Raw genomic sequence first — 12,488 nt, 5'->3', positions numbered from 1 at the left:
CCAATGGCCGTAGGGGGGGGGGGCGACACCGTTGAAACGCTGGCGGGAAGTCGTTGTGATAAGATTGCTATTCGTCAAACTGTATTTGACCGCCTTCGATAACGACATGACGGCCCTGAATCTCAACAAAGCGCCAGTCCTCACCAAGTGAACCGTCGGGGAAAATCTGCAGGCGGTAACCACCTGATAGCGACAGGTCAGCCCCGCCATAGTTGTCTGTATTGACAGTTATGACCACGAGTTGGTCGGTCGCGTTTACGAAGGAATTTGTCTCCGCGTCGTAGCCCTTCAGCAGATATGCAATTTTGATGAGCTGCAGGTTTCCCGATTTATGGTCGTCATCGTTCACCTCTGTTCCTTCTGCCGGCTCAAGAAAACGATCTGATGTCCCTGTGATTACCGTCTTCTCGTCAACGATACGCCAAGGGCATTGAACATGTAGTGCGTACGAACCAACAGTGCCTCTGCCTGAAGGATGCGATACGACCTTTCCAAAATGGAAAACCTTCATGCCCGCGACGTCGCGGGCAATGCTCAATGGCAGCCCTACGAGTACCTGAAGGCAGCTTTCCAGGCGGACTTGATTGTTGTTCTCGGGCATCAAATTGAAACACGGCTAAATCGGAACTGAGAAGATTTCGGCAGACCATCACACAGAATAAAGTTGAAATCCATTGCCCTCAAAATGAGCGTTTGTTGATCGCCGATTTAAATGCAGTGCTGCACCACTCCGGATCCGTCAACATCGTCTGCCACGGCTGGATCATGACCGAGTGCGCCGTCGTGCTGGTGAAGAATATGCAGGCTGCCAATGGCGGCACGTACGAGGAACACGGCAAGCGGTCATGGGTTGGATCGGCGGAATCCCGATCGGACGCGGGGCCGAGCCTGGCGAGGTTGCCGACCTTATCGCCTATCTGGCCTCAGATCGTACCGCCGCCATCCATATGGCTCCGAGTTCGTCGTTGACGGCGGCACCATCCCAACAGTCTGAACACATGGACTCGTCCACGTTTGACCAAACTGGCGAAGCGTGGACAGTCTCCCCGATTAAAACTACACTTGTTTTTCTGCAGACTGTCCGAAAACTCCTAAAGGCCTTTGTCCATGCCGATGTCATCCGGTTCGCGGAATTGGGGTCAGGAAAATGCGCTCGTAGCTGATGAACGGTGGGTTGTCACCGAAACGTGCGTTCGCGGCCACTCCATCCGGATCTTTCGCAACCTGCTCACGGTACTGCAGATAGGCTTTCTCATCTGGAAAGGTGAATAGTGCGATCGCTACGTCAGCGGCTCCTTCCTTACCGACGCCTTGAAAGCTTACTCCGGTCTCTGCGGGCTTGTCGCGGGGTATGAAATAGCCGTGGTGCTTTCCACCATGGCGTTCGATGAGTTCGATCCAAATTTGAGCGTATGCCTCGAACTCGGAAACTCGACATTGATCGACGCGGTAGCGAACTTCGCAGGTGACGGGGCTTTTGAGCATGGAGGTCATCTTTTTTGATCGCGGGCAGACCCTTGGATTCCTACCTCCAATGGGCTGTGGTATCGTATGGCATGGCACATCTTTCTGGAACAGATCGCTCGCAATTGCTGCTTCTGCCGGAAGCGGTTGACGATTATGTGGGGCCGGACAACCCGGTCCGCTTCATCGAGGCCTTCGTCGATGGCCTCGATCTCAACGCCGTCGGCTTCGTGCGGGTAGCGGCGAAAGATACCGGCCGTCCTGGATACGATCCGGCGGATTTGCTTAAAATTTACATCTACGGCTACCTTAATCGGGTGAGATCGAGCCGCAGGCTGGAGGCAGAGGCTCATCGCAACATCGAGGTGATCTGGCTTCTGCGCCACCTGAAGCCGGACTTTCGCACCATCGCCGCCTTCCGCAGGATCAACCGGTCTGCATTCCGGCAGGTCTTCCGGGAGTTCGTCGTCCTATGCCGCCAGCTCGATCTGTTCGGGAAAGAGCTTCTGGCGGTCGATGGCACGCGGATCAAAGCGGTCAACAACAAGGATCGTAACTTCACCCGGGGTGCACTGACCAAGTTTATCAACGAGGCCGACGAAAAGCTCGCCGATTACATCAAGCGGCTCGATGAAAGTGACGCCGACGAAGATAAGGTGGGTAATAGCAATGGCTCTGGTCGCGGTGATGGCAAACTTGCCGAGAAGATCGCGGCCATCAAAGGCAAGCGCGATCGCCATAAGGCGCTGCTGGATGAACTGGACAAGACTGGCGAGGATCAGATCTCGCTAACTGATCCGGATGCCCGCGCCATGGCGCGCATGACGAAGGTCGGCGTCGGCTACAACATCCAGCTTGCCGTGGATGTGAAGCACAAGCTGATCGCCGAGCAGGAAGTCTGCAACCAGGTTCTCGACATGGGGCTGCTGGCCACGACGGTCGAATCTGCCATGGAGACACTCGGCGTTGACAAAATCGAGGCGGTCGCCGATCGCGGCTACTTCAAGATCGAGGACATCGAAGCCCGCGAGAAGGCCGGCATCAGCGCCTATGTTCCCAAACCGATCCGGGGACCGGCGGCACGCGAAGGCTTCTTCACCAAGGAGGCGTTCCGCTACGATACGGACAAGAATGTCTATATCTGCCCGGCCGAGCAGGTTCTTTCGCCACGCTACGAGAGTAAGTCACGTGAGAACGTGAAGTTCGACTACTGCAACAGAGAAGCCTGCCAGGGCTGTGCCCTCAAGTCACGCTGCACAAACAATCCCTATCGCCGTGTCTCGCGACTGGAGAATGAAGCGGTGCTCGATCGCATGGCAGCAAGGTTAGCGGCGCGACCTGAGGTTCTCGACCAGCGTCGCGAAAGCGTCGAGCATCCGTTCGGGACGATAAAGCAGTGGATGTACCAGGGAGCGTTTTTGATGCGACGGCTGGAAAACGTCCGTGCGGAGTTCAGTCTGACGGCGCTTGCCTATAATATTAGAAGAGCCATCACTCTCATCGGCGTTCCCGGCCTCATCGCCGCTGCTCTGGCATGAGGGGGGCGATATGTGCCCATTTTAAACCCAAAGAGCGCCCCAAATCCCCGGGAACAGCCTCGCTGCACCTCTGTCGGTTCGAGATAATGATCGTGGATTCTATCGAGCCTCGCGCCAGCAGCTACAGGTAATTACCCATCCGTAGAGTTTTGAGACGCTCTGCGGGAGTTTTGCGACGAGCCCTGTCAAAGATGTATGGTGCAATATAGTGGCTACACTGTTTGATAACGCGCTTGATGAAAAGCGGCTTCTGCGCCCTTCATTCCTTCAGGTGTGTGGGTTTAAAGCTCAGATATTGCCTGATATTCTCGACAGGGCCGCGTTCCTTGCCCTGGCAAGGATTGCTGGAATCCCCGGAGGGTCCGTCTTTATCTTTCATGCCGAGTTCGGCAAGCAGCCGGAGAAAACCACCAGCATCGATCCGGTTCGCGCATGGGACAGTCTTTTTCAAGTTTTCCATGAGGACGTCATTCTGGAGTTCTCACCAAGTCCGCTTTTTGTCTGGCTCCCCGCTGGCGAGCGTTTTCACGTCGTATTCGGGAGCAACGAGATGATCGCCCAACTTGGCAATATGCGAGATGAGGCCGGCTCCTTTTCCGCATTCGTCGACGCGTCGCACCTGACCGAGAAAGGCAAGCAATTCCTGCTCAAAGCCTATGAGCGATACACGATATGAGGTTGCGCTTTCGGGCGTGCAGTCATTCACGTCGAGTAAGGGCCTGCGTTCGAGCAACGCCGGTGCAGCGATCAACGGAGCGGAAGATGACAGCAGCGTACCAATTCCGGGCAACTTTTCTGGCAGCGATACTGTCGATAGGTTGGGCTATCAACGTTGCATCAGCAGAATCTGGCAACGATGAGTCCCGCGACTGGATAATCAGCGGGACTGAGTTGATCAAGGCGCTCGAAGGAATATCCGATAATGGCGCTCCGCAGGGTGAGGCTGGTGGTATCATGTCGCGCGCTCGCGGTAGTGCTTATATAGCTGGGGTGGCTGATGCTACCAGCGGGACGGGGTGGTGTGGAGCCGGATCGGTTCTCCCCCATGAGTTGACAGACCGCGTATACACGCATCTTCGAAGCGTCACGCCAGAGCGTCTCAAAGGGAGCGCATCGACATTAGTGATAGAGACGCTGGCTGCTATTTATCCCTGCCCTGCGAATTAAAGAGGCGTTTTCGAGTTATGCTATTATTGGAATTCTTGTTTTTTTCAGCCGCGTTTGTGGCGGTCGTTCTTCTGGCGGTTCACCAAATTGTCGCGCAGATCAAGGAGTACCGATTTTATAAGAATAACGGCGGTGATTTTTCCGTCGATAGCGGCGCGGACAATCTGAAGCTTGATGAGCGTGTTTATATCAACGCTCTCGGCCTCACGAATTGGCAGCGCTTCTATCTATTTCGTCCGTTTTACATCGCTCTGCTTATAGCCTTCGCCGGCATGATGATCTTCTCTTTGTTCTGACTGGCATGATAATAGTTCAATCCTGGCAGGATTCTTTCAGGATTCGCATCAATCCTAGAGCGTGCAACGTTATGGGTTTTGGGATTTTCGCGACGATCTCTTGGAGGTGTGATGCCACAATGGCCATGGCGAAAGAAGCGGTCAAACGTTGATGAGTATGGTCGGAGTTCGCTTTGGCACCATGCGGCGGAGGGGAATCTTGTCTCGTTAGAAAATGAACTACGTGGCAGCACTGACAATGTTTCTGCTGCCGATAAAGACGGATTCACAGCCTTACACGTAGCCGCTCAGAATGGGCACCCTCACATTGTCAGGAAACTGCTTGCTGCTGGCGCAGAGGTCAACGTGATAGACCGTTACGGAAATGGACCGCTATGGACTGCAAGCAGGCAGGCGAGCTTGGCTATTGCGACAGAGCCGGCATTCGAGATTGTAGCGCTGCTGCTGAGAAGTGGGGCCAATCCGCATCATGTCAACAACGCCAAAAGATCGCCTGTGGTATGGGCTACCACAAGTGCCAAAATGCGAGAAATATATATCGCAGCGGGCGTGCCAGTCCCGACCGATCGAGAGTAGGTGTTTTGTCGCGTAATTCCTAACTTTCGAACGTTGCGAAAGTCAGGATAATATGCCGGACAAAACTCGGGAGTTTTGCGACATTAGGCGAGGATTCTATGCGGATAGCTGTCCTATCGGATGTTCATGGAAATAGGATCGCACTCGACGCTGTCGCGGCGCATTTGCGCAAGGCTGCTCCTGATGTTGTCGTGAACCTAGGCGACCTTGTATCCGGTCCGTTTGATCCGGCCGGGTGCGCTGATTTACTGATGAGCCTGGGCTACGAGACGATTGCGGGCAATCATGAGCGGCAATTGCTTGAAGGGGGCGCAGGTTTCTCGGATGCATTCGCAAGACCGCGCCTTACCAACGCGCATCTTGACTGGATTGCAAAACTGCCCACGACATTGACGTTGGCGGGCGGAGAAGTCTTTGCCTGCCATGGGAGTCCAGCGGGCGGCGACTTGGAATACCTCCTGGAAAACGTTGCTTCTGGCCGGGCCGCACTCGATACCGAGGAAGCCATCCTTCCAAGGCTCGCGGGCATCGGAGACGCGCGCGTCGTCTTATGCGGACACACCCACATACCGCGCGTTGCTTATGTCGGGGGGATTCTTATGGTGAACCCCGGAAGCGTTGGGATGCCAGCCTACCGCGACGACACACCCGTTCCCCATGTCATGGAATCCGGTGCGCCCCACGCACGATATGCGTTGATTGAAAAGCTTCCTTCCGGCTGGGCCGTCGAACTGCGCGCCGTGCCGTTTGATTTTGAAGTTGCAGCGCGTCAGGCAGAAGCAGCGGACCGTCATGCGGTTGCGTATTCTTTGCGCACCGGGCGGATGCCCGCAACATAAGGGGCAGGTGTCGCGCAACTCCCGTTTTTTATGTTGGCCCCTTCCAGATGGGAGGAAAACGCGTATTCTGAAAGCCCGAAAGCAACGATAACTTTCGGGGGTTCCATGGAAATTTCCACCTTACTTGCCTTCGCAGCGGCTTTCTTCGTGTTCGCCGCCAGTCCCGGCCCGGACAATATGACGATCGTCGCCCGCACGATTTCAAATGGCGCGGCCTCGGGCATCGCCTATGGAGCCGGAACAGTCGTTGGAATCCTGATTTTCCTGACCCTCGCCGCCTTCGGCCTGTCGATCCTCGCCGCCGAGATGGGCGTCGTCATGACGATCCTCCGTTATGCCGGCGCGGCCTATCTGGTCTGGATGGGTATCAAGCTCTGGACGGCCGAGCCTGTCGTCCCCGAGCTGCAACCCGTTTCCGAACGGCGCGGCCTACTGGCGGTCTTCGCGACGGGCGTAGCTCTCAATCTCGGCAACCCGAAAATGCCGCTGTTCTATGTGGCGCTGCTGCCGAACGTGGTCGGATCGTCGCTGACCCCCGGCCATCTTGCGGCGCTGGCGGCCGTCATCCTCGCCGTAGAGGCCGTGGTGATCGGAGGGCATGTGATCCTTGCCGGCCGCGCTCGTAAGCTGCTGCGGACGCCGATCGTTGTTCGCCGCGTGAACCGGGCCGCCGGCGGTGTCATGGTCGGCGCTGGCGTGGCCGTGGTCGCGGCGCGATAGTCGCGGAAATCCTGAGTTTTCGGCGTGCTCGGTGGTGCTCTGAAGAGCCTCGCCAATTCCTGTCGCAAATATCGAACGCAAAAGTCCGTGAAATGACGTGGATTTTTGCGACAGCTGAAACGATATATCATTTTTGAGTGCAGCCCAGGGTGACGGTCATGTGTTACGTTCCTTGCGCGTCACAATAGGGGCAAACTGACCCTATTGTGACTGGTAGACGGGGAAGCCACCCTAATGTGAAAGATTCCATCTTTGTTCTTCGAGTTGGCCATTTTCACAGCTTCGGGCCGACTGGGCCACGTAGGGGCACGTCTTGCGCTCAAAGATGGGCGATCATCCGTTGCCAAGCCGCCAATATGCTACCCTTAGACGCCACACATGCCTTCGCATTCGATGGGCCAGAGATCGAGTTGGCCGTGATCGGCCGCCGTCGACAGGTCGGCTTCGTCAAGAGGAACGCACGAGCGATGGAGATAGACGTCGCCGCGGATGCGGCGAATACCGGAACGCAGCGCTCGATCGACGACTACCGCGTCTGCCCACGCTTCCGGATCATGATCACGCATGTGACGCCAACGTCCGTTATCGTGGAACGGGCATCCAATGCAGGCGGATTTCGGGGGCGTCGGATAATCATGTCGGCGCAGCCAGGCAAAGCAATCTTGCCTATTCATGCGCTGTTCAATTAACGGCCACCGATTGACCTGCCAATCCTCAAACGAGGGTTTCATCCGGCTCGCCTCGTCTGTCGAAATCCCGATCCACTGTTCCGCGACCGCATGATCAGGCGAGCGTTTACGCGTGAGACCCAACAATTGCCGAACCTTCCTGCGGATCGGCACAATCTTGAAGTCGGTGGTGCAGGCCCGGCGCATCATGCCGATGGAAACAGTCTGGCGCGATGTCGTGCGTGACCCGATTTCAACGAGTTCACCGTCGTCGTCCTCGTCCAGAACCGGGCGCATACTTCCGGCTGGCGTCACCGTCTTTGCAAACGCCGGAATAGAAGCCCAGCGTTTACCGGCTGCGGCGTCCATGAGATTGTCGCGAACATTGCCGGCCGATACAATATGGACCGGGAACGGCAGGACATTCGGCGACGTCAGCCATTCGAGATGCTCGTAGACGGCTCTTGGCTCCCAACCGGTATCGGCGAAGATCGCGCAATCCGGCATTGGTCCGATTTCACCATGCGCTGCCATCAGCGCCATGGTGGTGGATTGAACACCGGCGCCAAGCGAAAGCGCACGCAGCCGGATCGGAGAAGGCACACCCTGTCCTGCAAAGTTTGGATCATGAAGCATCAGGCAGCCTCCTGCCCGGCCGTGGCTTCCGGCTGAAGGTCATGCAGATAGGCGACAGCACGCTGCGCATGCGCCGCAGCATTGAAGATCGCGCGTTTGTCCGAGCCGAGGATCTCGGCCCAACTCTGGATATAGGCGGCATGGTCCGGGCGCGGTGCAAGCTCCGGCACAATGCCGAGATCCGCGCACAGCATCGCTGACCCCAATTCCACGAGCATTTCCTCGAATGCCCTTTCGCGGCGGTCCTTATGGTAGCGGCTGAGATCCCTGTTCAGCCGCGCGGGACCGCCTGCCCAATGCAAGGTTTCGTGTGCTCTCGTGGCAACGAAGGAGCCCATGTCGCGAAACTGTTCGAGCAGCGGCAGCTGGATGTGGTCGGTCGCGGGAGAATAGTAGGCCTTGTCGCCGCCGTATCGGACGACAGCGCCCGTGTTGTCGAAGAAGCGATCGGCATGCTCGATGCGCTCCAGCGGTTTCGCGATCGGTTCGGGGCGACTGTAATAATGATCTGCAAGGCCATCGATCTGATCGCAATTGAAGACCGTGTAGGCTTTGAGGAACGGGATATCGCGTTCAACCTCGCCACCGCCCGCGTCTGTCCCGGTTTTGGTGAAGCGGCTGGCATAGACGACGGTCGCGCCGCTCTCACCCTTGCGCACGTGAGCGCCGAGCTCGTTTGCCTGGCGCAGCGTCATCCATGTCGATGACCCGAAACCGCTGGCGACGCTCTCCGACCAGAGAAGGAGAACGTTGAGGCCTGTGTAGGGTTGTCCGTTGTGGCGTAGTGGCCGGCTCACCCGGCCGGTCAGATTGGCAGCACTCCACGGCTGCACCCATGGGCGTACGCCCTTTTCCAGGTCAGCGACGATCCTGTCCGTGATGCGGGCGTAGATATCGGTGCGCGTGTTTTGTGATTTCCTTGTCATGTCCAAACCTCCTTGTCAGGAGGCCGCGCCCATCGCGGCCCCGTCGCGGAGGGCCGAAAGCAGGAGCGATCGGCGGGAAACGCACCGGAACGGCCGCAACGTATGTGGAGGACGGCGTAGCCGTTGCGGCTTGCGGCCGGCTCCTGCAGGTCCGACGAACGGGACGGGGCAGCGATGCCGCGCCGCCCTCTTTTCGTCTTTCCTCTGAATTTCGCTCCGACGGTGACACGAAAAATGGCCGCCTCGGAGTGAGGCGGCCTTATCCCGACGAAGGCGGAGCCGGAGCTCCGCCGGAGACGTCTCAGCCAAGAGCGTCCATCTGTGCTGCGGCCGCCTTGCGGTCGAGCGTCTGGCCGGGATTGTCGACCGGCCGATCGAATGGCTTCCACGTTTCGCCGACAATCTGTTCGTAGGCTGCGACGGCGCCTTCAGCTGCCAGGCGCAGCGCATGGGCCTGAATACCCATGTCGGCTGCGAACTCACGCTTGCGCTGGGCGGCGCTGTCGTATCCGACCGGGCCATCGAGATCCTCGTCACGAGCCTCCGACGCACCCTTGGCGGTCGCATCGCGAGCTTCGGTGACGGCCTTGCTGTAGAACTGGCCAGCGCCATGGGCCGATCCGACATAGGCGCCGACGATGCGCTGGAGATGGATCTGCATCGCCCGTTCGCCGAGGCCATCGGAGAGGCCGGTCGCTGTTTCGACGATCAGGCGTTCGTGCATGTCGCGGATGCCGTCGCTGTCGAGGATGGCCGTCCCGAAGCTTTCGGCGATCCGGAGCGCCTGCACTTCATCGGGGCATGTCAGGCGGACCATTTCGATAGTGGCGCCTTTGCGGAGTTGCACAACGCGTGCGGCGGGGCGTGCGGCTTGGCGGGAAGGAGTTGCGGGCTTTGCCATGATGGCTTCCTTTTCGGTTTGTCCGAAGCGTTCGGCCCCTTGGCCGTTCTGTCCTTCGGTGCGGTCGAAAAGAACCGGCGCAAGCCGGGCGGTTCAGGGTCCGGGCAGGCCTGATCGAGCGAAGCAGGGGGGGCGGGCAAGCGGAACCCACGGTTCTGCGAAGCCCGCGTCCCTGTTTTGTCGAGAGCGGCATGACTGGCCGCCCCGCGGCGCGACAGCGGCCTTGAACCGGACGGGTGCTGGTTCAGACCGCCACGAAACCGAAGGACAGAACGGCCAAGGGGCTGATCCCGGATGCCGAAGCCGGAGAGGAAATCATGCAAGGCACGCGCCAGATCTGCCTCGATGAGCCGACCCATTCGATCCGCGTGTGTCAGCCACCTCCGCACCGCCAGGATGGGTTGCCGATCTGCCTGATAGGCCGGCGCCAACCGCTGGGTTTGCTCGCCGCACCGATCCACGATAGACGCCCACCTGATATCACGACCAGCGAACAAGTATTCGCAAAAGGAAACACCAGATGAGTGACCAGAACGACGACGACTATATGTACGACGAACTGACCGGTGAATGGCGTCCAGCATCAGAAATTGCGGCAGAGAAAGCAAAGGCCGCTCAAGTGCGCGACGCCTCCGGCAACGTGCTGGCCGATGGCGAGTCCGTCGTGCTGATCAAGGACCTGAAGGTCAAAGGCGCCGGCCAGACCCTGAAGCAGGGCACGGTCATCCGCTCGATCCGGCTGACCGACAATCCGGAAGAGATTGACTGCCGGCATGACGCAATCAAAGGCCTGGTCCTGCGCACCGAGTTCGTGCGGAAGCGTTGAGCAGGGCTGTGCCGATTGCTCAAGGTTTCGGCAGCCGATAGCAGTCCAGCCAGGTTGGGCCGTGCGTGTTGCGCAACTTGCGAAGGATCTGGCCGTCATCGCAGCGCCCTTCGCCCATCCAGACGGTGTTGAGAATACGCTTCCAGGATCGGCCGTGCCTGGCCGCGTAATCCTGAAGCGCCTTTACCTCCTGATCCGTGAGGGACGGAAGCGGTTCATGGCGCTTCATGGTATCGCCTCCTGCAATGCCGCAATCGCGGACTGCTGACGCATAAGCTTGCGCGTCAGAGCATCGATCTCTGGCTGGCGCTGCGCGGTGATCGCCGCAAGATTGGAGCGGTAGCGGGTGAGGAAGGCGTCGGGTTCGAGAGGCCTGCCGCGGCGATATCCGTGTTTGCGCCGCCCAAGCGATGGGATCAGCGCGGTCATCCTGCGAATGATCTGGCGGTCGATCATATCGAGCTGATGCCGCGTCTGCCGGCACGCTTCTTCCATGCGCCGCAATTCCGCCTGTCGATCGATGGACCGGTTCATGCCGACGTCCTCCCCGTCCACGAGACAAAGCTTGATGGGCCGTCGTAGGCTGCGTGGCGCGCTTCATCGATGATGAAGCCGAAACGGCCTGCTTCGTATTCGGGTGACGGTACGAGAAATCGCCGTTCCGCGCCGCCATGATCGCGCCTGCCTCCGCGCGTGGCGATCACCTCGGTCATGCCCGGATGATGGTCGGATCGAAGTGCCGAGATCACGATCCAGTCGCCGGCGTGCTCGAGTTCGAACGCGCGGCGATCCTTCACATGAGATTCGCCGGGAGTAAGCACAGTCGCGAAAATCGCCTCCCACTCATCGGGCTCCCAATCCTTTAGCGTCTCGCTGGCGCAACGCTTCTCGAAGCTGGTGAACAGTTCAGGGAAGGTGAGCGCCACGGCAGCCCAAGCGCAATCCTCCTCGTAGAACCCGTCGTCCGCCCGGAGCAGCGGATGGACCGTGCGGTTTCGATCGGCCGAGAGCCTGAAGCCGCCGTGGCTTGCACTGGAGTGGAATTCGACCCCCTCGGCATAGGTTGTCGAGTGCTGGGACGAACCCCATGGCGTATGCACGTGGGTGGCGATATTTCGACGTCCGAGCACCTGTTTTTCGCGCTGATGTTCGGCCTGTTCAAGGACGTGTGCACTAAACGCCGCCTCGTCAGTGAGTTCGCGGGAATGGCCGTAGAAGTCTCCCCGTCGCCACTCGGGAAACGGACGCCCAATCTTCCAGCCGGTGGCCAGATAATGCCGTCCGGCATGACCTGGCAGCATGGCAAAGGCGTGATCGCCGACGCGGGCGACGGGAAACCCTTCGCAGGACAGACCAAAGGAAACCCCAGGAAATCCGGGGATGCAGTCGGGCATGTGTGTGGTGGGAAGATCGATCATGCGGCAGCCCTCCCTTCCACGACATCGGCGGCGATCTCATCCGCCGTGACGTCCTCGAGGACGGCGGACGGGTAGCCATGGGTGGTCAGCCATTCCTGCGCAGCCTGCCGGCTCGCCGCGAGATGGACGAGCTCGGCGCTATCGCCGGGGCGGTCGAAGACACGGCAACTGCCGACCGCCGGGCGTTCGACGATGGTGAACATCAGGCTGGCTTCCAGCGAAAATGTGCGGTGGACGCGGATCGTAATAACACCGCCGCCGCCATAGTCGCCTTCGTGCAGCGTGAAGCTGGGCGGCAGGATGATGTTGCCGGCGCCGCGCTCATCCTGCTTGCGGATCAGCCGGCCGCTGCTGTTGTTGGTCTTCCACGCGGACAGCTTTTTGCGATGGCGCTCCGGCGGGCGCGGCTGGCCGTCGGCCCACGCCAGAACGGTGCCGATCGGGACCAGGAATGCGAGATATGCGGACATGTTGATCTCCTTGATCTTCAGGGGTGGAAACGAAGCCGCCGCC

Annotated in this window: 18 protein-coding genes and 1 pseudogene; 10 read left to right on the top strand and 9 right to left on the bottom strand. The window is 58.9% G+C overall.

From position 1 onward, the window contains the following. Nucleotides 1–67: 67 nt before the first annotated feature. A complete protein-coding gene (locus CPJ18_RS25060) occupies nucleotides 68–538 on the bottom strand; it encodes a hypothetical protein (RefSeq protein WP_233282971.1) in 471 nt (156 codons plus the stop codon). A 200-nt stretch (nucleotides 539–738) separates the two neighbouring features. On the opposite strand from CPJ18_RS25060, the pseudogene CPJ18_RS25055 reads away from it, so the two are divergent. Further along, nucleotides 739–994: pseudogene (locus CPJ18_RS25055) on the top strand (SDR family oxidoreductase); the annotation flags it as partial. 122 nt (nucleotides 995–1,116) lie between these two features. On the opposite strand, the gene CPJ18_RS25050 reads toward CPJ18_RS25055, so the two are convergent. Beyond that, nucleotides 1,117–1,485 carry an NIPSNAP family protein gene (locus CPJ18_RS25050; protein ID WP_065698716.1) on the bottom strand — a complete coding sequence of 123 codons (369 nt, stop codon included), beginning with the start codon at nucleotides 1,483–1,485 and terminating at the stop codon, nucleotides 1,117–1,119. A gap of 71 nt (nucleotides 1,486–1,556) precedes the next feature. Here CPJ18_RS25050 and CPJ18_RS25045 point away from each other — a divergent pair, with 71 nt between their 5' ends. From CPJ18_RS25045 to CPJ18_RS25015, 7 genes are all read left to right on the top strand, one after another. Next, nucleotides 1,557–3,002 carry an IS1182 family transposase gene (locus tag CPJ18_RS25045; RefSeq protein ID WP_065698715.1) on the top strand — a complete coding sequence of 482 codons (1,446 nt, stop codon included), beginning with the start codon at nucleotides 1,557–1,559 and terminating at the stop codon, nucleotides 3,000–3,002. 295 nt (nucleotides 3,003–3,297) lie between these two features. Next, on the top strand, nucleotides 3,298–3,678 hold the full coding sequence (locus tag CPJ18_RS25040; RefSeq protein ID WP_234791138.1) for a hypothetical protein: 381 nt from the start codon (nucleotides 3,298–3,300) through the stop codon (nucleotides 3,676–3,678). Continuing rightward, a complete protein-coding gene (locus tag CPJ18_RS27515; protein WP_309546854.1) occupies nucleotides 3,675–4,169 on the top strand; it encodes a Rap1a/Tai family immunity protein in 495 nt (164 codons plus the stop codon). The genes CPJ18_RS25040 and CPJ18_RS27515 overlap by 4 nt, the downstream gene beginning before the upstream one ends. Nucleotides 4,170–4,186: 17 nt before the next feature. Next, nucleotides 4,187–4,465: a hypothetical protein gene (locus CPJ18_RS25030; protein ID WP_010891576.1), complete on the top strand. Its 279-nt coding sequence runs from the start codon at nucleotides 4,187–4,189 to the stop codon at nucleotides 4,463–4,465. A gap of 111 nt (nucleotides 4,466–4,576) precedes the next feature. Next, nucleotides 4,577–5,041, top strand: coding sequence for an ankyrin repeat domain-containing protein (locus CPJ18_RS27710; RefSeq protein WP_010891577.1), 465 nt, complete (start codon nucleotides 4,577–4,579; stop codon nucleotides 5,039–5,041). A 98-nt stretch (nucleotides 5,042–5,139) separates the two neighbouring features. Next, entirely contained in the window at nucleotides 5,140–5,880 is a 741-nt protein-coding gene (locus CPJ18_RS25020) for a metallophosphoesterase family protein (protein WP_010891578.1), read from the top strand. Between the two features lie 105 nt (nucleotides 5,881–5,985). Then, a complete protein-coding gene (locus tag CPJ18_RS25015) occupies nucleotides 5,986–6,600 on the top strand; it encodes a LysE family translocator (RefSeq protein WP_065698640.1) in 615 nt (204 codons plus the stop codon). A 365-nt stretch (nucleotides 6,601–6,965) separates the two neighbouring features. Here CPJ18_RS25015 and CPJ18_RS25010 read toward each other — a convergent pair whose 3' ends face one another. From CPJ18_RS25010 to CPJ18_RS25000, 3 genes are all read right to left on the bottom strand, one after another. Continuing rightward, the gene (locus tag CPJ18_RS25010; RefSeq protein WP_065698639.1) at nucleotides 6,966–7,904 is read right to left on the bottom strand and encodes a hypothetical protein; all 939 of its coding nucleotides are present in this window, start codon (nucleotides 7,902–7,904) and stop codon (nucleotides 6,966–6,968) included. Further along, nucleotides 7,904–8,830: an ArdC family protein gene (locus CPJ18_RS25005; protein WP_099086234.1), complete on the bottom strand. Its 927-nt coding sequence runs from the start codon at nucleotides 8,828–8,830 to the stop codon at nucleotides 7,904–7,906. The genes CPJ18_RS25010 and CPJ18_RS25005 overlap by 1 nt, the downstream gene beginning before the upstream one ends. A gap of 301 nt (nucleotides 8,831–9,131) precedes the next feature. Then, nucleotides 9,132–9,731, bottom strand: coding sequence for a hypothetical protein (locus tag CPJ18_RS25000; protein ID WP_065702858.1), 600 nt, complete (start codon nucleotides 9,729–9,731; stop codon nucleotides 9,132–9,134). Nucleotides 9,732–9,967: 236 nt separating this feature from the next. On the opposite strand from CPJ18_RS25000, the gene CPJ18_RS24995 reads away from it, so the two are divergent. Both CPJ18_RS24995 and CPJ18_RS24990 read left to right on the top strand, forming a co-directional pair. Next, entirely contained in the window at nucleotides 9,968–10,255 is a 288-nt protein-coding gene (locus tag CPJ18_RS24995; RefSeq protein WP_099086235.1) for a hypothetical protein, read from the top strand. Beyond that, nucleotides 10,252–10,557 carry an alkylphosphonate utilization protein gene (locus CPJ18_RS24990; RefSeq protein WP_003524944.1) on the top strand — a complete coding sequence of 102 codons (306 nt, stop codon included), beginning with the start codon at nucleotides 10,252–10,254 and terminating at the stop codon, nucleotides 10,555–10,557. Before CPJ18_RS24995 ends, CPJ18_RS24990 begins: the two co-directional genes overlap by 4 nt. A 19-nt stretch (nucleotides 10,558–10,576) precedes the next feature. On the opposite strand, the gene CPJ18_RS24985 is transcribed toward CPJ18_RS24990, so the two are convergent. From CPJ18_RS24985 to CPJ18_RS24970, 4 genes are read right to left on the bottom strand one after another with little or no spacing between them, the layout of a single operon-like run. Further along, nucleotides 10,577–10,786 (bottom strand): hypothetical protein, encoded by a 210-nt coding sequence (locus CPJ18_RS24985; RefSeq protein WP_003524943.1) that lies wholly within the window; start codon nucleotides 10,784–10,786, stop codon nucleotides 10,577–10,579. Further along, entirely contained in the window at nucleotides 10,783–11,091 is a 309-nt protein-coding gene (locus CPJ18_RS24980; RefSeq protein WP_003524942.1) for a hypothetical protein, read from the bottom strand. Before CPJ18_RS24980 ends, CPJ18_RS24985 begins: the two co-directional genes overlap by 4 nt. Then, entirely contained in the window at nucleotides 11,088–11,975 is an 888-nt protein-coding gene (locus CPJ18_RS24975; RefSeq protein WP_099086236.1) for a DUF7007 domain-containing protein, read from the bottom strand. Before CPJ18_RS24975 ends, CPJ18_RS24980 begins: the two co-directional genes overlap by 4 nt. Beyond that, a complete protein-coding gene (locus tag CPJ18_RS24970; RefSeq protein WP_099086237.1) occupies nucleotides 11,972–12,445 on the bottom strand; it encodes a hypothetical protein in 474 nt (157 codons plus the stop codon). The genes CPJ18_RS24975 and CPJ18_RS24970 overlap by 4 nt, the downstream gene beginning before the upstream one ends. Nucleotides 12,446–12,488: the final 43 nt, after the last annotated feature.

The sequence above is a fragment of the Agrobacterium rosae genome, assembly GCF_002915175.1.
Taxonomy (GTDB): domain Bacteria; phylum Pseudomonadota; class Alphaproteobacteria; order Rhizobiales; family Rhizobiaceae; genus Agrobacterium; species Agrobacterium rosae.
Note: the sequence above shows the minus strand (reverse complement) of the source record. Positions and strands in the feature narration are given on the sequence as shown.